Genomic DNA, 21,376 nt, shown 5'->3' on the forward strand with positions numbered 1-21,376 from the left:
CATGCTGAGCTTGCGGGAAGCCACCGTGCGGTTCGGGCGGCGGACGGCGCTGGACGCGGTCGACCTGGAGGTCGCCGACCACCGGATCGTCTGCCTGCTCGGTCCCAGCGGCAGCGGGAAGTCCACCCTGCTGCGGGCCGTGGCCGGACTCCAGCCCATGGACGGCGGCCGGGTCCTGCTGGCCGGACAGGACCAGAGTGGCGTCCCGGTGCACCGGCGCGGCCTCGGCCTGATGTTCCAGGACCACCAGCTCTTCCCGCACCGGGACGTCGGCGCCAACGTCGCCTTCGGGCTCCGGATGCACGGCGTCGGGCGGACCGAGACCGGGCACCGGGTACGCGAGCTGCTGGAGCTGGTCGGTCTGCCCGGCGCCGAACGCCGCGCGGTCGCCGCGCTCTCCGGCGGTGAGCAGCAGCGCGTCGCCCTGGCCCGCGCGCTCGCCCCGCGCCCGAAGCTCCTGATGCTGGACGAGCCGCTCGGCCAGCTCGACCGCAGCCTCCGCGAACGGCTTGTCGTCGAACTGCGCTCCCTTTTCCAGGAGTTGGGCACCACCGTGCTGGCCGTCACGCACGACCAGGGCGAGGCCTTCGCGCTCGCCGACCGGGTCGTGGTGATGCGGGACGGCCGGATCGCGCAGGAGGGCACCCCGCTGGACGTCTGGCAGCGCCCCGTCTCGGCGTTCGTCGCCCGCTTCCTCGGCTTCGACAACGTCACCGGGGCGACCGTGACCGGCCGGGCCGCCGCCACCGCCTGGGGCAAGGTCCCGGTTCCCGAGGGCTCCCCGCAGGGCGAGGTGGATCTGCTGGTCCGGCCCGCCGGTGTCCAGATCGGCGAGCCCGAGGACGGTCTGCGCTGCACGGTCGGCGTCCGCACCTTCCGGGGGAACCACGTGACCGTGCGCCTGACGCCCGAGAACGCGCCGGTGCTGGAGGCCGAGTGCGCCCTCCGGGACACCCCGGACGAGGGCGCGGTCGTGGGCGTCCGCTTCGCCGCGGCGGAGACGGTGGTGCTGGCGGCGGAGTGAGGGGACGAGCACTCCGCCGCCAACCGTTACGGCTGCCGGGTCCCCGCCACCACCAGCCCCAGTTCGTACGCCAGGATCACCGCCTGTGCCCGGTCCCGCAGTTCCATCTTCGCGAACAGCCGGTTGATGTGGGTCTTCACCGTGTGGTCGGTGATGGTCAGCCGGTCGGCGATGGCCGCGTTGGAGAGGCCTCGCGCGATCAGGACGAGCACCTCGGCTTCGCGCGTGGTCAGTCCGTCGATCGAGCGCTGCGGGGGAGCGCTGACCCGCTGCCGGGAGAACTCCGCGATGAGCCGCCCGGTGACCTCGGGAGCCAGCAGGGCGTGGCCGTCCGCCACCACCCGTACCGCGTGCAGCAGTTCGGGGAAGGTCGCGTCCTTGAGCAGGAATCCGCTGGCTCCGGCGGTGAGGGCGTCGTACACGTACTCGTCCAGGCCGAACGTCGTCAGCATCAGCGCCCTCGTCGCCCCGCCCGACGCCGCGACGATGCCGCGCGCCGCGACGATGCCGCTGAGCTTCGGCATCCGGATGTCCAACAGCGCCACATCGGGACGCAGTTCGGCGGCCTTGAGCACGGCCTGCTCGCCGTCCTCCGCCTCTCCGACCACCTCGATGTCGTCCTGGGTGTTCAGCAGGCCGGAGAACGCCGTCCGCACGACCGCCTGGTCGTCGGCCACCAGCACCCGGATCACCACGGCAGTTCCGCCTCCACGAGAAAGCCGCCGGCCGGGCCCCGGCCGGTGGTGAGTCCCCCGCCGAGCAGGGCGGCCCGTTCGGCCATGCCCACCAGCCCGTGCCCCTGCCGCCCGGAGCCGCCGGACGGAGCGGGGCCCGGCCCGTCGTCCGTCGCACGGACCGTCAGCAGGCCCGGGCGGTACTGGAGTTCGACGACCGTGTGGGCGCCCGGGGCATGCCGCCGGGCGTTCGTCAGCGCCTCCTGGACGATCCGGTACGCCGACAGCTCCCAGGACGCGGGCAACGGCGCCCGCTCGCCGGTGACCCGCAGTTCGGCCGCACCGCCCACCGCCCGGTGCTGATCGAGGAGGTCGTCGAGACCGGCCAGCGAGGGCTGCGGGGCGGTGAGCGGGGCCGTCGCGGCGCCGTCGCCCGTCCGCAGCACTCCGAGCAGCCGCCGCAGCTCCGCCATCGAGGACCGTGCCGTGCCCGCGATCTCCTGGAAGGCGTCCCGTGCCGGGGGCGAGAGGTCCGGGGTCGTGTACGTGGCGCTCTCGGCGCGCACCGCGATCACCGACACCGAGTGCGCGATCATGTCGTGCAACTCCCGTGCGATGGCTGCGCGTTCCGCCTCAGCGGCCTGTCGCCGCTCCATCGCCAGCAGCCGGGACTGCGCGGCGGCCCGGGTGTGCCGGGTCTCCTCGCGCGCCCGCACCGCGTCGCCCGTACTCACCGCGCCCAGAATCATCACCGTCAGCACCAGCGTCTCGGCGTACAGCCCCAGGCTGAACCGGTCGGTGCCCTGGAGCGCGGGCAGCCCCGGGGAGCCGTCCCGGGCCCACCGGTCGATGTGCACCAGATTGACGGCCAGCGCGGCCAGCGAACCGGCCAGGACGAGCACCGCCGGATGCTGCACCCGGTGCCGCCCGAGCGTGTAGCAGCCGATCAGGGACCCGGCGATGGTCGCGTACGCCATGTTGCCGTCGGTCGCGAAGCTGAGGAGGGCCGCGCCCACGGTCAGGAACCCCACGGCGGGCCGCGTCGCCCGCAGGGCCAGCGAGGCTGTGCAGACCAGCACCCCGAAGGCCGTGATCGCCGAACCCGGTACGAGGGCCAGCTCCACGACCGCGAAGAGCGTCAGCGCGGCTCCGGTAAGCCAGGCGTACGCGGGCTCCGCCGTCCAGTGCCGCAGCCGTCGCCGGACGCCCCGATCCGACGCCGGGGCGGTGGCGGCGGTGATGGCAGCGGCGGGCGTGGCAGCGGCGGGGGTGGCCGGACGATCCGGCGGGACGGTGCGCGTCATACGGAGATTCTTCGTCACCCGTGGACGCGGCGCATCGGAGCAGGGGTGGAATTCGCGATGCCGTCTCATGCCACGGGTTGACCTCAAGGACCGGACGGTGGTGTGACGTTCCGTGAACGGCCCGTTCCTAGCCTCGGACCCATGGCCAACCTCGCGCTCCCCACCTCTCCCGACCTGCACCGGGACCGTCCCGCGCTGCCCGGCGACGCAGCCTGGTGGGCGTTCTGCGCGGCCACCGCCCTGGCGCTCGGGGCCTTCTCCTCGCTCGGGCCGCACCGGATCTGGGGAGCCGCCGCCGCACTCGGCTACACGGCCGCCGCGGTGCTCGCGGCCCGCGGGCGGAGCCTCCGTACGGCCGGGGCGGTCGCCGTCGTCGGCGCGGTGCTGCTGCCCCTGCTGGTGCTTCTCGCCGTGGACCGGGCGCAGTTGGAGGTCGACGTCGTCGCCCGCTCGGCGGGGCTCCTGCTCTCCGAGGGGACGCCCTACCTCGAACGACCCACCGCGCCCGAGGACTTCAACCCGTACCTCCCGGGCATGGCGGTCTTCGGGATACCGGAGGCGGTGGCCGGGCCCGGGCCGCTCACCGACCCCCGGCCGTGGATGGGCGCGGCCTTCCTCGGCACGTTCGCCCTCGCCCTCCCGGCGGGGTCCCGCCGGGAAGCGCCCCGGTGGCTCGCCGCCTGCCCCCTGGTGGCGCTTCCGCTCGCGGTCGGTGGCGTCGATCTGCCGGTGGCCGGGCTGATGTGCCTGGGGCTGGCCGGGGCGGGGCAGGGGCGGGCGGGCCGGGCCGGGCTGGCGCTAGGTCTGGCCGCCGCGCTCAAGTGGACCGCGTGGCCGGCGGTGCCGGTGGCCCTCGCCCTGCTCGCCACGGCCTATGGGGGCGACGGCCGCCGGGGGAGCCGCGCCGCCCTGCGCTGCGGGCTCGTCGCCCTGCTCACCGCCGCCGCGCTCGCCCTGCCCGCCGCACTGCGCGACCCGGGAGCCTTCCGGACCCATGTCGTCGACTTCCCCCTCGGGCTCACCGGAGCGGTCTCGTCCGCCGCGAGCCCGCTCCCCGGCCGGCTGCTCGCCACCCAGGTCCCCGGCGGCCGCACCCTGGCCCTGCTGCTGCTCGGGGTGAGCGCCCTGCTCCTCGCAGGCTCCCTGCTCGTCCGGCCCCCGGCGACGGGGTCGGCCGCCGCCGCGCGGCTCGCGCTCGGACTCCTCCTGGCCATCGCGTTCATGCCCGCGACCCGGTTCGGCTATCTGGTGCACCCGCTGGTCCTCGCGGTCTGGGCCCTCGCCCGGCAGCCGCCCGCTCACCCCCTCCGCCTCCGTGAACGGGTGCGCGGACTCGTACCCGAACCCGTACGCGAACTCGTACGCCAACGGAAGCAGGCCTCCCGATGACGCGCCGCCGCACCCTCGTGGTGACCAATGACTTCCCGCCGCGCCAAGGCGGCATCGAGACCTTCGTCCATGCCATGACCAGCCGGTTCCCCACGGACTCCGTCGTCGTCTACACCTCCGCCGAACCAGGGGCGGCCGCCCATGACGCCGCCCTGCCCCACCCCGTGGTCCGCGACCCGGCCCACACCCTGCTCCCGGTCCCGCGCGTCGCCGCCCGCGCGGTGGAGATCGCCCGCCACCACGGCTGCGACAGCGTCTGGTTCGGGGCCGCCGCACCGCTCGGGCTGCTGGCGGACCGGCTGCGCCGGGAGAGCGGGGTGCGGCGGGCCGTCGCCACGACGCACGGGCACGAGGTGTGGTGGGCCCGCACGCCCGGGGCCCGGACCCTGCTCCGGCGGATCGGCGACCGTACCGACACGGTGACCTACCTGGGCGAGGCGACCCGCGCGCCCATCGCCGCCGCACTCGGCCCGGCCGCCGCCCGCCGCATGGTGCGCCTGGCGCCGGGGGTGGACGCGGAGGCGTTCCGCGTACGGGAAGGGGCGCGTGAAGCCGTACGGGAAGGAGCGCGCGACGCCGTACGGCCCGGGGCGTGCGACGGCGTACGCCTTCCGGTGGGCGGCGTCCGCGAGCGGTACGGCCTGGGCGGGCGGCCCGTGATCCTCTGCGCGGCGCGGCTCGTCCCGCGCAAGGGCCAGGACACCCTGATCCGTGCCCTGCCCGCCGTGCGGCGCGCGGTGCCCGACGCCGTGCTCCTGCTGACCGGCGACGGGCCCTACGCCCGGGCCCTGCGCCGGCTCGCCGTGGACATCGGGGTCGCGGACGCGGTGGTCCTCGCCGGCGGGCAGCCGCACGCGGCGATGCCGGAGCACTACGCGGCCTGCGACGTCTTCGCCATGCCGTGCCGCACCCGCAGGCGGGGCCTGGAGGTGGAGGGGCTGGGCATCGTCTTCCTGGAGGCCGCCGCCTCCGGGCTGCCGGTCCTCGTCGGCGACTCGGGCGGCGCGCCGGACACCGTACGGGACGGGGAGACGGGACACGTGGTCGACGGGCGCGACGTCGCCGCCGTCGCGGACCGGCTCGTGGCGCTGCTGCGGGACCGGGTGGCGGCCGCGGCGATGGGGGAGAAGGGGCGGGCGTGGGTCCGCGAGGCGTGGGGGTGGGAGGGGACGTACGACACCCTCGCGGGACTGCTGGCCCCCTGACCGGCGTGGCAGAGGGGCGGCGGGCCGGGCAAGCTGGAGGCGGACAACCCGCGCCCGGCGCTCCGGCGGCGCGGGACGGCCGGATCGGACAAGGACCGTGATCATGACCGGTGGCACCCGCGAGGGCATCGACCTCACCCGCGTCCTGCACGCCCCTCAGCAGCGCGTCTTCGCCGCCTGGACCTCACCTGAGGACTTCGCCGCCTGGTACGGGGGAGAGGCGGACGTCCCCCTGGACCGGGTGACGATGGACGTACGGCCCGGCGGCGCGTGGAGCCTGGTCATCGTCATGCCGGGCGTGGAGATGCCCTTCCACGGGATCTACCGCGAGGTGAGCGAGCCCGACGGTCTCGTCCTTACGCTTCTGGACGGCTCGGCGCCCGAGGACGCCGAGGGCGAGATCGTCACCGTCACCTTCAGCGACCTCGGCGACGGGACCACCGAGCTGGCCTTCCAGCAGCGCGGCGGCAACCTCACCCCCGAGCAGTACGCGGCGGCGGAGGACGGCTGGGAGGCCTTCTTCGACGCCCTGGCCGCCCGTCTCGCCACCCATCCCTGAGCCGGCCCGGGCTCCCGCCCCCGGACCTCCGGGAGGGAGCCTCCGGCGGTTCACTTCGTCAGCGGAAGCGCCGCCAACTGCGCGATCACCCACGTCAGCGGGGCGAACAGGGCCAGCAGCGCGGCCGCCCGCAGCGCCGTCGCCCGGCGCAGCACGGCGGCCGGGGCGCCCATCCTGAGCAGCGCCTCGACGGTGTGGGCGCGGGCGTGCTTGGCCTCCAGCGCCGAGGTCAGCAGCGTCGCCGCCGTACAGCCGAGGACCAGTACCGCGCCGAGCGCGGTGAGCGGGCCGTACGGGCGCTCGCCGCCCCCGTACAGCGCCGAGGCGGCGATCGCCGCGGACAGCACCGCGCAGACGACCCCGAGCGGGCGGCCGATCCGGCGCGCCTCGTCCATCAGGACCCGCCCCGCCAGCAGCCGTACGGCACCGGGGCGCACGGCCTGCAGCGCCCGCCCGCACAGGTAGGTCAGGCTCGGCCCCGCCATCGCCAGGCCGACCGCCGTGAGCGTCCACCCGATCAGTACCGCGACCGGGGTGGAGTCGTACCGTCCGGGCAGCGGGAACGCGCTCCCCGCAGCACCCCGTGACGCGATCGCCTCGACCGCGAGTCCGGCAGCCGTCAGCGCCACGCCCCAGGGGAGTCCGGCCGGGGCGGGTGCGGGCTCGGGCAGTTCCTCGGAGCCGAAGGTGTCCCGGGCCGGGTCGGGCCGCGTCCGCAGCGCCAGCGCGCTCGCCGTCGACGCGGCCACCGGTACGAGCGCCAGCAGCATCAGCGCGGCGGCCGGCGGCAGCGGGCTGCCCGCGCCGAGGAACTCCGCGGCGCCCCGTCGAACGGCATCCCGGTGAGATCGCCGCGCAGATGCAGGAAGAAGAGCAGGGCCACCATGGAGCCGAGCGCGGTGGACACGGCGGTGGAGACCGCGGCCAGCGCGGACAGCCTGACCGGGCCGAGGCCCACGGAGGAGAGGCCCGGCCGGGGGCGGGTGCTCGGGTCGGTCCGGGCCACCGCCACGGCGAACTGCACCGTGGCGGCCAGCGGGACGAAGCACCACAGCAGCCGCAGCACCGAACCGGCGGACGCCGGGTGCGCCGCGGCGTACCCGAGGGAGCACAGGAGGAGGAACCCGACGCCGGCCGAGGCGGCGGCCACCAGCAGCCGCCGGACCAGGACGAGGGGATGGGACCCGCGGGCTAGACGGAGAGCGAGCACGCCGCGCGGCCCTCCGCTTCCGGTTTCGCGGCCACGGTACCGGTGGCGACGCAGCGGCCGTCCAGCAGCGGGACGGCCCGGTCGGCGAGCGCGGCGACCTCGGCGTCGTGCGTGGCCAGCACGACGGTGATGCCGTGCGAGCGGGCCGCCGTGGTGAGGGTGCGCAGCACCTGGGTGCGGTCCGCGCGGTGGAGGGTCGCCGTGGGCTCGTCGGCGAAGATCACGGTCGGGGCGCCGCAGAGGGCGCGGGCCACCGAGACCCGCTGGCGCTGCGCCTGGAGGAGCGCGTGTGGCCGCTTCTTGGCGAAGGCTGCGATGTCCAGGCGCTCCAGCCATTCGGTGGCGGTCTTCCGGGCGGCCCGGTGCGAGACGCCGCGCAGCAGCAGGGGCAGCGCGGTGTTCTCCCATACGGTCAGCTCCGGCACCAGCTCCGGATCGGAGGCGATCCAGCCGAAGCGCTCCCGGCGCAGCTGTTCGCGGACCCTGGGGGCCATGGTGTGGACGGGGACGCTGTTGAACCACACCTCGCCCTGCTGGGGCGTCAGCCGTCCGGAGAGACAGTGCAGCAGCGTGGTCTTCCCGCTGCCGCGCGGCCCGGTCACGGCGAGGATCTCGGCGTCCCGGACACCGAGGGAGACACCGCCGAGACCGGGCGATCCGTTGTGGGAGTGGTGCAGGGAACGCGCCCAGATCACGTCGTTGTCCGGCGGGGCCACCATGGCGTACACCTCGGTTCAGGTCAGATTTCCCATTCCCCCGTACGGGGGAACGAAGACGCGGCCGATCGGTCACTCGGCACCGTAGATAGTCGGACCGGTGTGGGCGCACAGCACGCGGCCCGGATACGCCCCTTGTCACTCGAAGGGGCGTATCCGGGCCGGAGAACCGTATGAAATGACCGCCGGTGGGCGATCAGCCGGGGGACCTGGTGCCGGTCAGAGCTTCGTCCAGGCCTCCGTGAGCACGGCCCGCAGGATGCCCTCGATCTCGTCGAACGTCGACTGGTCGGAGATCAGCGGCGGGGCGAGCTGGATGACCGGGTCGCCGCGGTCGTCGGCCCGGCAGTACAGGCCGTTGTCGTACAGCGCCTTGGAGAGGAAGCCGTACAGGACGCGCTCGGTCTCCTCGTCGGTGAACGTCTCCTTGGTGGCCTTGTCCTTCACCAGCTCGATGCCGTAGAAGAACCCGTTGCCGCGGACGTCGCCCACGATCGGCAGGTCGTGCAGCTTCTGGAGCGTCGTCAGGAACGCGTTCTCGTTGTCCAGGACGTGCTGGGTGAGGTTCTCGCGCTCGAAGATGTCGAGGTTGGCGATGCCCACCGCGGCGGAGACCGGGTGGCCGCCGAAGGTGTAGCCGTGCAGGAAGGTGTTGCCGCCCTCGTAGAACGGCTCCGCGACCCGGTCCGAGACGATGCAGGCGCCGATCGGGGAGTAGCCCGAGGTCATGCCCTTCGCGCAGGTGATCATGTCCGGCACGTAGCCGAACTTGTCGCACGCGAAGATGGTGCCGAGCCGGCCGAAGGCGCAGATGACCTCGTCGGAGACGAGCAGGACGTCGTACTTGTCGCAGATCTCGCGGACCCGCTGGAAGTAGCCGGGCGGCGGCGGGAAGCAGCCGCCCGCGTTCTGCACGGGCTCCAGGAAGACGGCCGCGACGGTCTCGGGGCCCTCGAAGAGGATCTCCTGCTCGATCTGGTCGGCGGCCCAGCGTCCGAAGGCCACCGGGTCGTCACCGAAGAGCGGGGCGCGGTAGATGTTGGTGTTCGGCACCTTGTGCGCGCCGGGGACCAGCGGCTCGAAGGGGGCCTTCAGGGCCGGGAGGCCGGTGATGGACAGCGCGCCCTGCGGGGTGCCGTGGTAGGCGACGGCACGCGAGATGACCTTGTACTTGGTCGGCTTGCCCTTGAGCTTGAAGTACTGCTTGGCCAGCTTCCAGGCGGTCTCGACGGCCTCGCCGCCACCGGTGGTGAAGAAGACCTTGTTGAGGTCGCCCGGGGCGTAGTCGGCGAGACGCTCGGCCAGCTCGACGGCCTTCGGGTGGGCGTAGGACCACACCGGGAAGAAGGCGAGCTCCTGGGCCTGCTTGTACGCCGTCTCGGCGAGCTCGTGACGACCGTGACCGGCGTTGACCACGAACAGGCCGGAGAGACCGTCCAGGTAGCGCTTGCCCTTGTCGTCGAAGATGTACGTTCCCTCGCCACGCACGATGGTGGGAACGGGCGCGTTCTCGTAGTCCGACATGCGGGTGAAGTGCATCCACAGGTGGTCGTACGCGGTTCGGCTGAGGTCCTTGCTCACGGCTATCGGGTTCCCCACATATAGGTCTGCTTCTTGAGCTTGAGGTAGACGAAGCTCTCGGTGGAGCGCACTCCGGGAAGGGTCCGGATGCGTTTGTTGATCATCTCCAGCAGGTGGTCGTCGTCCTCGCAGACGATCTCCACCATCAGGTCGAAGGAGCCCGCGGTCATGACCACGTACTCGCACTCGGCCATGGCCGACAGGGCTTCGGCCACCGGGTCGAGGTCGCCCTCGACATTGATGCCGACCATCGCCTGGCGCCGGAATCCCACGGTGAGCGGGTCCGTGACGGCGACGATCTGCATGACGCCCTGGTCGAGCAGCTTCTGGACGCGCTGGCGCACAGCCGCTTCGGAGAGGCCGACGGCCTTGCCGATCGCGGCGTAGGGACGACGCCCGTCCTCCTGGAGCTGCTCGATGATTGCGAGGGAGACGGCATCGACCGCTGGCGGTGATCCGTTCCCGGTCCTGGAGTCTGCGCTGCGACTGGCCACGTACCCACCATGCACCGCTCCTCGTCTGTCTCGCAACCCCAGATCGATGAAATTCGTTGTCTTGCTGCCTGGATCTAACTGAATCCGCAGTTCGGGGCGGGTGGGTATGTCGAAAGCGACACCGGAACGATTAGGGTGGAGATCTCACCCATGGGACAGCCGACAGGAGGGGTGGTTGTGACCACCGAGGTGCGCCGTCTGCGCAACTACATCAACGGAGAGTTCCGGGACGCCGCGGACGGGCGGACCATCGATGTGGTCAGCCCGGTGACGGAAGAGGTCTACGCGACCTCGCCGCTCTCCGGCCAGGCCGACGTCGATGCCGCCATGGAGGCCGCCGCGGCGGCCTTCCCCGCTTGGCGCGACACCACGCCCGCCGAGCGCCAGAAGGCCCTGCTGAAGATCGCGGACGCCTTCGAGGAGCGGGCCGAGGACCTGATCGCCGCCGAGTCGGAGAACACCGGCAAGCCGCTCGGTCTGACCCGCAGCGAAGAGATCCCGCCGATGGTGGACCAGATCCGCTTCTTCGCGGGGGCCGCACGACTCCTCGAAGGCCGCTCGGCCGGCGAGTACATGGAGGGTCTGACCTCCATCATCCGCCGCGAGCCGGTCGGAGTCTGCGCCCAGGTCGCGCCGTGGAACTACCCGATGATGATGGCCGTCTGGAAGTTCGCCCCGGCGCTCGCCGCGGGCAACACGGTCGTCATCAAGCCGTCCGACACCACTCCGGCGTCGACCGTGCTGATGGCCGAGATCATCGGGCAGATCCTGCCCAAGGGCGTCTTCAACGTCCTGTGCGGCGACCGGGACACCGGCCGCGCCATGGTCGAGCACCCGACCCCGGCGATGGCGTCCATCACCGGTTCGGTACGGGCCGGCATGCAGGTCGCCGAGTCCGCGGCCAAGGACGTCAAGCGGGTCCACCTGGAGCTCGGCGGCAAGGCGCCCGTCGTGGTCTTCGACGACGCCGACATCGCCAAGACCGTCGCGGGCGTCTCCGAGGCGGGCTTCTTCAACGCGGGCCAGGACTGTACGGCCGCCACCCGCGTCCTGGTCCACGCGTCGATCCACGACGAGTTCGTCACAGCGCTCGCCAAGGCCGCCGCCGACACGAAGACCGGGCAGCCGGACGACGAGGACGTGGCGTACGGCCCGCTCAACAACGCCAACCAGCTGAAACAGGTGAGCGGCTTCATCGAGCGGCTCCCCGCCCACGCCAAGGTCGAGGCGGGCGGCCACCGGGTCGGCGACAAGGGCTACTTCTACGCCCCGACCGTCGTCTCCGGCCTGAAGCAGGACGACGAGATCATCCAGAACGAGGTCTTCGGACCCGTCATCACCGTCCAGTCCTTCACCGACGAGCAGCAGGCCGTCGACTACGCCAACGGCGTCGACTACGCGCTCGCCTCCTCGGTGTGGACGACGAACCACTCCCGCGCGATGCGCATGTCCAAGAACCTCGACTTCGGCTGCGTGTGGATCAACACCCACATCCCGCTGGTCGCCGAGATGCCGCACGGCGGATTCAAGAAGTCCGGCTACGGCAAGGACCTCTCCGCGTACGGTTTCGAGGACTACACTCGCATCAAGCACGTCATGACGTCCCTCGAGGACTGACCGCTTCGCTGTCACCGTGCACGGCCCCGGGCCTCGGTCCGGGGCCGTTCCCGTGCCGCCGCCGTGCGAGGCGTGCGGGACAGGCTGTACAAGGTGTGCGGGGCGCGCCCGCCCCGCTGGACGCTTGGTCCATTGTCCGCGCGACCGGCGACCGGCATTCTGCGCGGGTGCGAGCGATCAGGAAGAACCCCATGTCCCGCCGTTCCCTGCTGCGCGCCCTCGGGGCGGGAGCGGCCGGCGCCACCCTGGCCGGCTGCGGGGTGCCCGCGGCCTTCGTCGAGCCCGGCGACCGGGCCGGCCGTGACAGCTCCGCCACCGACCCCACCCTGCACTTCGCCAACTGGCCGCTCTACATCGACACCGACGACGACGAGTCGAAGCGGCCCACCCTGGACGCCTTCTCGCGGCGGACCGGGATCTCCGTCACGTACACCGAGGAGATCAACGACAACGACGAGTTCTTCGGGAAGATCAGCCCCGCGCTGATGAACCACCAGGAGACCGGCCGGGACCTGGTCGTCATCAGCGACTGGATGGCCGCCCGCTTCGTCCGGCTCGGCTGGGTCCAGGAGATGGACAGGGCGGGGCAGCCCAACGTCGCCAAGTACCTCGACCCGCTGCTGCGTGACCCCGCCTTCGACGAGGGGCGGCGCCGCAGCGTCCCCTGGCAGTCCGGGATCACCGGCATCGCCTACAACCGCGAGAAGCTCGGCCGCGAGATCCGGTCCACCGGCGACCTGTGGGCGGACGACCTCCGGGGCCGGGTCACCCTGCTCTCCGGGCTCGACGAGTCGTTCGCGCTGCTCATGCAGGGCAACGGCGTCGACATCACCCGCTGGACGGCCGACGACTTCCACGAGATCTGCGAACAGACACAGAAGCGGGTCCGCTCGAAGCACATCCGCCGCTTCACCGGCAACGACTACATCAAGGACCTCGCCACCGGCGACGTGCTCGCCTGCCAGGCGTACTCCGGCGACGTCATCCAGCTCCAGGCAGACAATCCCGACATCGAGTTCGTCGTCCCCGAGGAGGGCGCCGAACTGTGGGCGGAGTCCTTGATGATCCCCAACCTCGCCCGCCACAAGCGCAACGCGGAACGCCTGGTGGACCACTACTACGATCCGGAGGTCGCCGCCGAACTCGCGGCCTGGGTCAACTACGTCTGCCCCGTGCCCGCTGCCCGGGAGGTCCTGGCCTCCTCGAAGGACGAGGAGACCGCCGCACTCGCCGAGGATCCGCTGATCTTCCCGGACGGCGCGATGCGCGAGCGGCTCGCCATCGCCCGCGACATCACCTCCGAGGAGCGGATGAACTTCGCCAAGAAGTGGAACGCCATCGTCGGCTTGTGAAGTCCTGGCAGGGGTGACGCAAAGGAACGGTAACTGCGGGCGTACGCTGCGGACATGAGCGAGCGACACGCCCTCACGCGGCGTATACGCAGGTGGTTGGCGTTCTTCATCGTCTGTCTGGTACTGAGCGGGCTCACGGCTTTCCCGCTCGTCACCGAACTCCGCTGGGCCGAGGACCTGCTGGGAGCCTCGGCCTCCCCGGTCCCCGAGCACCTTCCCGGTCTGATGGAGTGGATCACCCGGGTCCGCGAAGGGCTCGACACCGTCGAACGCGAGCAGCCCTTCATGCTGTACGGCACCGACTGGCTGGCCTTCGCCCACCTGGTCATCGCGGTCGCCTTCTACGGCCCCTACCGCGACCCGGTCCGCAATATCTGGGTCATCGAGTTCGGCATGATCGCCTGCGCCGGGATCATCCCGCTCGCCCTGATCTGCGGCCCGATCCGCGACATCCCGTTCTGGTGGAGCCTGATCGACATGTCCTTCGGGGTCTTCGGCGTCATCCCGCTGCTGATCGTCCGCCGCATGATCAAGCGCCTGGAGGCACTGGAGCAGGCTGCCGCCACGGCCCCGGCGCCCGTGCCGGCGAGCGCCTGACGCCACCGGCCCGCCCGGCCGCGATCGACCGGGCTCCTTCGTGGCCGTCGGTCTCCGCGGGACGGCGACCGGCTCAAACGGCCGGCGGCGGTCCGAAGGCGGCCACCACGATGCCCATCGCCGTGGCGGGTGCGATCCGGGCCCGTTCGCGCGCCGCGGTCGTCAGACCGTACGCGCCCCAGGTCGCCTCCGGCAGGTCCGGTGCGCGCGGCACGACGAACGGCATGGTCACCGCGGCCTGCACCGCGAGCGTGATCCACAGATCGACGGCCCGCGGCCCGCGCAGCCGTGCCGACAGGCCCGGGAAGCGCATCAGGGCTTCCGGGCCACCACCCCGAACTGGGCGACCTCCGGCTCCCGCGGGTTCGTACGCCAGCGGGAGCAGGAGACGATCCCCGGCTCCAGGATCTCCAGACCCTCCAGGAAACCGGCGAACTCCTCCCTGCTGCGGGCCGTGATGGGCGGTGTGGCGTTCTCGTTCCAGAAGCGCATCGCCGCCTCGTTGCCCTCGCCGCCCAGCTCCCGCGTCGGGTGGGTCAGCACCAGGTGGCTGCCCGACGGCACGGCCGCCATCAGCGTCCGCACGATGGACCGCGCCTCGTCCGTGTCCAGCACGAAGTTCAGGATGCCGAGCATCATCACCGCGACCGGCCGCCCCAGGTCCAGGGTGGGCTCGGCGGCCCGCAGGATCTGCTCGGGGCGGTGCGCGTCCGCGTCGACGTACTCGGTCGCGCCCTCCAGCGAACTGGTCAGCAGGGCCCGGGCGTGGGCCAGCACGATCGGATCGTTGTCCACGTAGACGATGCGCGCGTGCGGCGCGGTGTGCTGGGCGATCTCGTGGGTGTTGTTCACGGTCGGCAGCCCGGTGCCGATGTCGAGGAACTGGTCGATGCCCGCGTCGCCGGCCAGATGACGCACCACACGCCCGAGGAACGCCCGGTCCGCGCGCGCCACTTCACCGATGCTCGGATACATCCCGGTCACCCGGTCGCCCACCGCCCGGTCCACCGGGTAGTTGTCCTTGCCGCCCAGCCAGTAGTTCCACACACGGGCGTTGTGCGCGACGTCGGAACGTATCCGGGCGGTGGCCGCCTGCGGTCGGGGGTCCATCACAGCTGCTCCTCGATGGCCAAGGGCCCGGCGCCCCGGAGCGGCGGCGGGCGGTGCGGGGCTCCCATCATGCCGGACCGATCAAGAACCGCCGCGACCGGTCGAGTTGGCCAGCAGCCGATGAAGCGTGTCGATCCGGTTGGTGGTGATCGAGTCGACGCCCCGCTCGATCAGCCGGCGCATCGTGCGCTTCGTGTCGGCCGTCCACGCGGAGACGAGCAGCCCGTCCCGGTGCGCCCGGTCCGTCAGCTCCCGGCTCACCAGGCCGAAGCGGTAGTTCAGCCAGCGCGGCCTCACCGCGGCCAGCAGCTCCGGACGCGGCGGGGCGAGCGTGGTCCAGGTCAGGGCGATCTCGGCGGACGGATCGGCGGCGCGCACCCGCAGCATCGCGTCCGCGCTCGCGCAGTAGTACGCACGCTCCCCGGCCCCGCACTCCCGGACCGTACCCACGATCTTCTTCACCGAGGCGTCCGTGGAGCCGGGCAGGTCCACCATCACCCGGCGTGCCCCGATGGCGAGCAGCGCCTCGCGGAGCGTGGGCACCCCGCCGCCCGTCAGCTCCCTCAGCTCCGCGTGGTCCAGCCGGTCCAGCCTCCGGTCGTGGCCCCACAGCCGCTCCAGCGTCGCGTCGTGCAGCAGGACGGGCACCCCGTCGCGGGTCACCCGCACATCGATCTCGACCGCGTCCGCCCCCCGTTCGAAGGCGGAGCGGATCGAGGGCAGGGTGTTCTCGCGCGCGAGATACGGATCGCCGCGATGTCCCACGGCGGTGACGCTGGTGACGGTGTTGGCCATGGGGCCATTGTCGACGACCGGCTCAGCGGCCGGGAGCCCGGAGCCAGTTCGTCGTGTACGTGTCGATCTCCTCGGCCAGCTTCCGCTTGCCCGCCGGGTCGAGGAACGAGGCCTCCACGGCGTTCTTCGCGAGCTCCGCGATGCCGCGCTCGTCGAGCTCCAGCAGCCGGGCGGCCACCGCGTACTCGTTGTTGAGGTCGGTGCCGAACATCGGCGGGTCGTCGCTGTTGACGGTCACCAGCACGCCCGCCGCCACCATCTCCCGGATCGGGTGCAGCTCGATGTCCGTGACCGCGCGGGTGGCGATGTTCGACGTCGGGCAGACCTCCAGCGCGATGCGGTGCTCGGCCAGGTGCTCCAGCAGCCTGGGGTCCTGGACGGAGCTGGTGCCGTGCCCGATGCGCTCGGCGCGCAGCGCGGTCAGGGCGTCCCAGACCGTCTGCGGTCCCGTGGTCTCCCCGGCGTGCGGCACCGAGTGCAGGCCCGCGGCGATGGCCCGGTCGAAGTACGGCTTGAACTGGGGGCGGTCCACCCCGATCTCCGGTCCGCCGAGCCCGAAGGAGACGAGCCCCTCGGGCCGGTGCTCCACCGCGAGCCGGACGGTCTCCTCGGCCGACTGGAGACCGGCCTCGCCCGGAATGTCGAAGCACCAGCGCAGCACGACGCCCAGTTCGGCCTCGGCCGCCCTGCGAGCGTCCTCTATGGCCTCCATGAACCCGACCTCGGGGACGCCCCGGCGGGTCGAGCTGTACGGCGTCACGGTCAGTTCCGCGTACCGGATGTTCTGCCGGGCCATGTCCCGCGCCACCTCGAAGGTGAGCAGCCGGACGTCCTCGGGGGTGCGGATCAGGTCCACCACCGAGAGGTAGACCTCGATGAAGTGAGCGAAGTCGGTGAAGGTGAAGTAGTCGACCAGCGCCTCCGGGTCCGTGGGGACCTTGGAGTCCGGGTGCCGGGCGGCCAGCTCGGCGACGATCCGGGGCGAGGCCGAACCGACGTGGTGGACATGGAGCTCGGCCTTGGGCAGCCCGGCGATGAAGGGATGCGGATCGGTCATCGGAAATCTCCCGTTCGGCGTGACGTCGGCCGGGCGTACCGGCCACACCGATCATCGCAGGCGGGGTCCGGGGCGTCGGGGTCTGGCCGTAGCATGACGGGACCACGATGGGGGAGGCCCATGTCAGACAACACAGAGCAGCCCGGGGGCGGGGCCGCGCCGCGCGATCCGTGGGCGCCGCCGGACAGCAGGGTGGAACTGGGCAAGCCGGCCGCGCACACGCCGCCGCCCGCCCCGGTCCACGCCCAGCCGACCGTGACCTCGATGCCGAGCGCCGGACCGGCCGCGGGGGACGGCACCGGGCCGATACCCGGGGCCGGAGGCTTCGGACCCGCACCCCAGGACGTACCGCCGCCGCCGATCGGCCCCAACGGCCCCGGCCACGCGGCCCCGCCACCCGCCGCGCACTACGGCTACCCGGCTTCGCCCCCGCAGCCGTACGGCGGCTACCCGGGCTACGGCGCCTACGGAGCAGGTCCGGCCGGCTGGGCTCCCGCGCCCAACAACGGACTGGGCACGGCCGCGATGGTGATCGGCATCATCTCGGTGGTCGGCTTCTGCCTCTACGGCCTCAACATCATCCTCGGCATCCTCGCGCTCGTCTTCGGCATCATCGGCCTCGGCCGTGCCAAGCGCGGCGAGGCCACCAACCGGGGCATGGCGCTCGCCGGGGTCATCCTCGGCCCCGTCGGCATCGTCGTCGGCGCCGCGTTCCTCGGCCTGGCCATCTGGGCCGCGACGAGCTCCGACAGCGACAGCGACAGGGACGGCAACGACAGCTACGACGACCCGTTCGCCACGTCGCTGGTCGTCGAGGATCGCCGCTAGGGCCTTTCGGCAACGCCGCGAGCGTGCGTGCCAGACGCCGCCCGGCTGGCGGCAGTCTGACGACCGGCCCTAGGTCCTGGCACCGCGCCGACGCGACACACCTCGGCCGGGCAGGGACCGCTCCCCGCCCGGCCGGGCTCGGTGGCCGCCTCAGCCGCCCCCCGTACGGAACCCGCCTCAGCCCGCCCCCCGTACGGAACCCGCCTCAGGCCTCCGCGCCCGACCGCAGCCTCTCCCGCGCCTCCATCAGCGCGAAGCCCAGCAGATTCAGCCCCCGCCACTGCTGCGGCCGCTCCACCCGCTCGTCGTCCGCCGTGAGCCCGACGCCCCAGATCCGGTCCAGCGGGGACGCCTCCACCAGCACCCGGTTCCCGGTGCCCAGGAGGAAGCCGCCCAACTCCGGGTCCTGCCCGAACTTGTGCGTGCTGCCCTCCACCACCAGGGCGAACCGCTCCCGTATCCACACGTCCTCGTCGAAGCCGCGGACCAGGCGCCCCGCCTTCTTCGCCGCCGCCGGGCTCCTGGCCGACACCGCCGCCCGCTCCGCCTCCGGATCGTCGAAGAGCCGCGCCTTGCCGGCCATCATCCAGTGCTCGGCACTCGCGTAGGTCACCCCGTCCACCGTGAACGGCGACGGCCACCACTGGCTGAGGCAACTGCTCCCCAGCCGCCCGTCCGGGCGCGGGCGGTGTCCCCAGAACGGCAGGTACGTCACCCGCTCACCCCGCGCCACGTCCGCCAGAAGCTCCTCGATCGGTCCCATGGCATGTGAGTGTGGCATCCGCCACTGACACTCCGTACGGGGATTTCCGCACCGACGCGACACATGGTCGACAGATTCCGTCGCGTAACCAAAAGGCAACAACGGAATCACTTGTTGGGCTCGAACCCCTCTGTCAGGATCGGCACTCAATTCACGAAGAAGCTACGCCGACCCCGCCCAGCGGGTACAGCGGCGGAGGAGAACGTCATGAGCAACGGCTTCCAGGTTCAGGACCGCTTCGCGGAAGGTGCCCAGTACATCGGCGGCAAGCTGCTCCCCGGTACGTCCGGCAACCACTACGAGGTGGTGAACCCCGCGACCGGCGAGAGTGTGCTCCGCTACGAGCTGGCGGGCGCCGACGACGTGGACGCGGCCGTCGCCGCCGCCCGCGCCGCCTTCCCCGGCTGGTCCGGCGCCACCCCCGGCGAACGCTCCGAGGCGATGCACCGCTTCGCCGCGGTCCTCGCCGAGCAGGCGGCCGACTTCGCGTACGCCGAGTCCCTCCAGTGCGGCAAGCCGATCAAGCTCTCCACCGAGTTCGACGTCCCCGGCACCGTCGACAACGCCGCCTTCTTCGCGGGCGCGGCACGCCACCTGGAGGGCAAGGCCGCCGCCGAGTACGACGGCGACCACACCTCCTACGTACGCCGCGAGGCGATCGGCGTCGTCGGCTCCATCGCCCCCTGGAACTACCCCCTCCAGATGGCCGCCTGGAAGGTCCTCCCGGCCGTCGCCGCGGGCAACACCATCGTTCTCAAGCCCGCCGAGCTGACCCCGCTCACCTCGCTGATGTTCGCCCAGGCCGCCACCGAGGCGGGCATCCCCGACGGCGTCATCAACATCGTCACCGGCGCGGGCAGGGACGCGGGCGAGCACCTCGTCGGCCACCCCGACGTCGTCATGACCTCCTTCACCGGCTCCACCGCCGTCGGCAAGCGGGTCGCCGAGATCGCCACCGCCACGGTCAAGCGCCTCCACCTGGAGCTCGGCGGCAAGGCCCCCTTCGTGGTCTTCGACGACGCCGACCTGGAGGCCGCCGTCCACGGCGCGGTCGCCGGCTCCCTCATCAACACCGGCCAGGACTGCACCGCCGCCACCCGCGCCTATGTCCAGCGCCCGCTCCACGACGCCTTCGTCCGGGACGTCGCCGCGCTCATGGAGACCGTACGGCTCGGCGACCCCTTCGACGCCTCGACCGACCTCGGCCCGCTGATCAGCCACGCCCAGCGCGACCGCGTCGCCGCCTTCGTCGAGCGGGCCCGCGGCTACGCCCGGGTCGTCACCGGCGGCGAGGCCCCCGGCGGTGACCTCGCCGACGGCGCGTACTACCGGCCCACCCTCGTCGCGGACGCCGCCCAGGACAGCGAGATCGTCCAGTCGGAGATCTTCGGCCCCGTCCTCGTGGTGCTGCCCTTCGACACCGACGACGAGGGCATCGCCCTCGCCAACGACACCCCGTACGGACTGGCCGCCTCCGCCTGGACCCGCGACCTGTACCGCGCGAACCGCGCCACCCGCGAGATCCAGGCGGGCTGTGTGTGGGTGAACGACCACATTCCGATCCTCTCCGAGATGCCGCACGGCGGATACAAGGCCAGCGGCTTCGGCAAGGACATGTCGGCGTACTCCTTCGAGGAGTACACGCAGGTCAAGCACGTCATGTACGACAACACCGCGGTCGCCCGCAAGGACTGGCACCGCACGATCTTCGGGGACCGATAGCAGCTGCCGCACGATCAGGGCCGAGAGGTCCTGGCGGCCTCCCACCCGAAAGGGCAACGCGTATGGAGAGTTACGAGCCCGAGCGCCTCTCGTCCGCCCAACTGGCGGCCATGAGGCGATCCCTGACCAGCGGACGGGGCGCCCTCACCCGCCGCTCCCTGCTGCGCGCCTCCGGCATGGGCGCGCTCGCACTGGGCGGCATGGCCACCCTCGGCGCGTGCGGCATCCCGCCCGCCAAGCGCGCCGACGCCGGTATGGCCTCCGACGACCACTCGGCCGAGGAGAAGGAGGTCACCTTCTCCAACTGGACCGAGTACATGGACGTCAGCGAGGACGAGAAGGGCCGCCCCACCCTGGAGGCCTTCACCAAACGCACCGGGATCAGGGTCAAGTACACCGAGGACATCAACGACAACGTCGAGTTCTTCGGGAAGATCAAACCGCAGCTCGCGGCCGGCCAGAACACCGGACGCGACCTCATATGCGTCACCGACTGGCTCGCCGCCCGCATCATCCGGCTCGGCTGGGCGCAGAAGCTCGACCCCTCGAACCTCCCGCACGCCTTCGCGAACGTCTCCGCCCAGTTCCGCACCCCCGACTGGGACCCGGGCCGCGCCTACTCCTATCCCTGGACCGGCATCCCGACCGTCATCGCGTACAACGTGAAGGCGACGGGCGGCCGCAAGGTCGACTCCGTCACCCAGCTGCTCGACGACCCGAAGCTCAAGGGCCGCGTCTCCTTCCTCTCCGAGATGCGCGACACCATCGGCATGACCCTCCTCGACCAGGGCAAGGACCCGGGGAAGTTCACCGACACCGACTTCGACGGCGCGATCGGCCGTCTCCAGAAGGCCGTCGACAAGAAGCAGATCCGCCGCTTCACCGGCAACGACTACACCGCCGACCTCAGCAAGGGTGACATCGCCGCCTGCGTCGGCTGGGCCGGGGACGTCATCCAGCTCCAGGCCGACAATCCGGACATCGAGTTCGCGATCCCGGCCGCCGGATACATCACCTCCAGCGACAACCTCCTGGTCCCCGCGCAGGCCCGGCACAAGAACAACGCCGAGAAGCTCATCGACTACTACTACGAACCGCCGGTCGCCGCCCAGCTCGCCGCGTACATCAACTACGTCTGTCCGGTCGACGGCGTACGCGACGAACTCGCGAAGATCGACGAGTCGATGGCCTCCAACACGCTGATCCTCCCCGACAGGGAGATGGCGGCGAAGTCCCGCTCCTTCCGCTCCCTGTCCTCGAAGGAAGAGACGGCGTACGAGGAGAAGTTCGCCAAGCTCATCGGCGCCTGACCACCGGACCCGCCGCCGGCCGCGCCGCAGGACGACCCGCCCGGCCCGGCCCCTCCGAGGTCACCCGTC

20 protein-coding genes and 1 pseudogene are annotated in these 21,376 nt (G+C 72.1%); 10 read left to right on the plus strand and 11 right to left on the minus strand.

All coding sequences use genetic code 11. From position 1 onward, the window contains the following. The first annotated feature begins 1 nt into the window (after position 1). Entirely contained in the window at positions 2-1,024 is a 1,023-nt protein-coding gene (locus AC3CH1_RS20735; protein WP_488464264.1) for an ABC transporter ATP-binding protein, read from the plus strand. Positions 1,025-1,050: 26 nt separating this feature from the next. On the opposite strand, the gene AC3CH1_RS20740 is transcribed toward AC3CH1_RS20735, so the two are convergent. Together AC3CH1_RS20740 and AC3CH1_RS20745 are read right to left on the minus strand one after the other, a co-directional pair. Continuing rightward, the gene (locus AC3CH1_RS20740) at positions 1,051-1,719 is read right to left on the minus strand and encodes a response regulator (RefSeq protein ID WP_488464265.1); all 669 of its coding nucleotides are present in this window, start codon (positions 1,717-1,719) and stop codon (positions 1,051-1,053) included. Further along, on the minus strand, positions 1,713-3,002 hold the full coding sequence (locus AC3CH1_RS20745) for a sensor histidine kinase (protein WP_488464266.1): 1,290 nt from the start codon (positions 3,000-3,002) through the stop codon (positions 1,713-1,715). Before AC3CH1_RS20745 ends, AC3CH1_RS20740 begins: the two co-directional genes overlap by 7 nt. A 141-nt stretch (positions 3,003-3,143) precedes the next feature. Here AC3CH1_RS20745 and AC3CH1_RS20750 point away from each other — a divergent pair, with 141 nt between their 5' ends. The 3 genes from AC3CH1_RS20750 (at position 3,144) to AC3CH1_RS20760 (ending at position 6,155) form a co-directional block, all read left to right on the plus strand. Beyond that, positions 3,144-4,391, plus strand: a complete 1,248-nt coding sequence (locus AC3CH1_RS20750; RefSeq protein ID WP_488464267.1) for a glycosyltransferase 87 family protein — start codon at positions 3,144-3,146, stop codon at positions 4,389-4,391. Next, the gene (locus AC3CH1_RS20755; RefSeq protein ID WP_488464268.1) at positions 4,388-5,596 is read left to right on the plus strand and encodes a glycosyltransferase family 4 protein; all 1,209 of its coding nucleotides are present in this window, start codon (positions 4,388-4,390) and stop codon (positions 5,594-5,596) included. Before AC3CH1_RS20750 ends, AC3CH1_RS20755 begins: the two co-directional genes overlap by 4 nt. Positions 5,597-5,699: 103 nt before the next feature. Next, a complete protein-coding gene (locus AC3CH1_RS20760) occupies positions 5,700-6,155 on the plus strand; it encodes an SRPBCC family protein (RefSeq protein WP_488464269.1) in 456 nt (151 codons plus the stop codon). Between the two features lie 50 nt (positions 6,156-6,205). On the opposite strand, the pseudogene AC3CH1_RS20765 reads toward AC3CH1_RS20760, so the two are convergent. From AC3CH1_RS20765 to AC3CH1_RS20780, 4 genes and pseudogenes are all read right to left on the minus strand, one after another. Further along, positions 6,206-7,365: pseudogene (locus AC3CH1_RS20765) on the minus strand (hypothetical protein). Further along, on the minus strand, positions 7,347-8,084 hold the full coding sequence (locus AC3CH1_RS20770) for an ABC transporter ATP-binding protein (RefSeq protein WP_488464270.1): 738 nt from the start codon (positions 8,082-8,084) through the stop codon (positions 7,347-7,349). Before AC3CH1_RS20770 ends, AC3CH1_RS20765 begins: the two are co-directional and overlap by 19 nt. A 216-nt stretch (positions 8,085-8,300) precedes the next feature. Then, positions 8,301-9,680: an aspartate aminotransferase family protein gene (locus tag AC3CH1_RS20775; RefSeq protein ID WP_488464271.1), complete on the minus strand. Its 1,380-nt coding sequence runs from the start codon at positions 9,678-9,680 to the stop codon at positions 8,301-8,303. Further along, entirely contained in the window at positions 9,665-10,156 is a 492-nt protein-coding gene (locus AC3CH1_RS20780) for an Lrp/AsnC family transcriptional regulator (protein WP_007452460.1), read from the minus strand. The genes AC3CH1_RS20775 and AC3CH1_RS20780 overlap by 16 nt, the downstream gene beginning before the upstream one ends. Positions 10,157-10,333: 177 nt before the next feature. Here AC3CH1_RS20780 and AC3CH1_RS20785 point away from each other — a divergent pair, with 177 nt between their 5' ends. From AC3CH1_RS20785 to AC3CH1_RS20795, 3 genes are all read left to right on the plus strand, one after another. Continuing rightward, positions 10,334-11,773: a gamma-aminobutyraldehyde dehydrogenase gene (locus AC3CH1_RS20785; protein WP_488464272.1), complete on the plus strand. Its 1,440-nt coding sequence runs from the start codon at positions 10,334-10,336 to the stop codon at positions 11,771-11,773. 191 nt (positions 11,774-11,964) lie between these two features. Further along, positions 11,965-13,125 (plus strand): polyamine ABC transporter substrate-binding protein, encoded by a 1,161-nt coding sequence (locus AC3CH1_RS20790; protein ID WP_488464273.1) that lies wholly within the window; start codon positions 11,965-11,967, stop codon positions 13,123-13,125. 54 nt (positions 13,126-13,179) lie between these two features. Continuing rightward, positions 13,180-13,722 carry a hypothetical protein gene (locus AC3CH1_RS20795; RefSeq protein ID WP_397793588.1) on the plus strand — a complete coding sequence of 181 codons (543 nt, stop codon included), beginning with the start codon at positions 13,180-13,182 and terminating at the stop codon, positions 13,720-13,722. 73 nt (positions 13,723-13,795) lie between these two features. On the opposite strand, the gene AC3CH1_RS20800 is transcribed toward AC3CH1_RS20795, so the two are convergent. From AC3CH1_RS20800 to AC3CH1_RS20815, 4 genes are all read right to left on the minus strand, one after another. Further along, entirely contained in the window at positions 13,796-14,035 is a 240-nt protein-coding gene (locus AC3CH1_RS20800; RefSeq protein ID WP_488464274.1) for a hypothetical protein, read from the minus strand. Further along, positions 14,035-14,832 carry an SAM-dependent methyltransferase gene (locus AC3CH1_RS20805; protein ID WP_488464275.1) on the minus strand — a complete coding sequence of 266 codons (798 nt, stop codon included), beginning with the start codon at positions 14,830-14,832 and terminating at the stop codon, positions 14,035-14,037. The genes AC3CH1_RS20800 and AC3CH1_RS20805 overlap by 1 nt, the downstream gene beginning before the upstream one ends. An 81-nt stretch (positions 14,833-14,913) precedes the next feature. Beyond that, on the minus strand, positions 14,914-15,627 hold the full coding sequence (locus AC3CH1_RS20810; RefSeq protein WP_488464276.1) for a glycerophosphodiester phosphodiesterase: 714 nt from the start codon (positions 15,625-15,627) through the stop codon (positions 14,914-14,916). A 22-nt stretch (positions 15,628-15,649) separates the two neighbouring features. Beyond that, positions 15,650-16,684: an adenosine deaminase gene (locus AC3CH1_RS20815; protein WP_488464277.1), complete on the minus strand. Its 1,035-nt coding sequence runs from the start codon at positions 16,682-16,684 to the stop codon at positions 15,650-15,652. Between the two features lie 120 nt (positions 16,685-16,804). On the opposite strand from AC3CH1_RS20815, the gene AC3CH1_RS20820 reads away from it, so the two are divergent. After that, positions 16,805-17,512 carry a DUF4190 domain-containing protein gene (locus AC3CH1_RS20820; RefSeq protein WP_488464278.1) on the plus strand — a complete coding sequence of 236 codons (708 nt, stop codon included), beginning with the start codon at positions 16,805-16,807 and terminating at the stop codon, positions 17,510-17,512. Positions 17,513-17,717: 205 nt separating this feature from the next. Here the strand turns inward: AC3CH1_RS20820 and ybiA are convergent, their stop codons facing one another. Continuing rightward, positions 17,718-18,275 (minus strand): riboflavin biosynthesis intermediates N-glycosidase, encoded by a 558-nt coding sequence (gene ybiA, locus AC3CH1_RS20825; protein ID WP_488464279.1) that lies wholly within the window; start codon positions 18,273-18,275, stop codon positions 17,718-17,720. A gap of 207 nt (positions 18,276-18,482) precedes the next feature. On the opposite strand from ybiA, the gene AC3CH1_RS20830 reads away from it, so the two are divergent. Next, complete coding sequence (locus AC3CH1_RS20830) at positions 18,483-19,997, plus strand: gamma-aminobutyraldehyde dehydrogenase (RefSeq protein WP_488464280.1); 1,515 nt, start codon at positions 18,483-18,485, stop codon at positions 19,995-19,997. 62 nt (positions 19,998-20,059) lie between these two features. Continuing rightward, on the plus strand, positions 20,060-21,307 hold the full coding sequence (locus tag AC3CH1_RS20835; RefSeq protein ID WP_488464281.1) for an ABC transporter substrate-binding protein: 1,248 nt from the start codon (positions 20,060-20,062) through the stop codon (positions 21,305-21,307). Positions 21,308-21,376: the final 69 nt, after the last annotated feature.

The sequence above is a fragment of the Streptomyces sp. MGP-P1 genome (assembly GCF_057766565.1).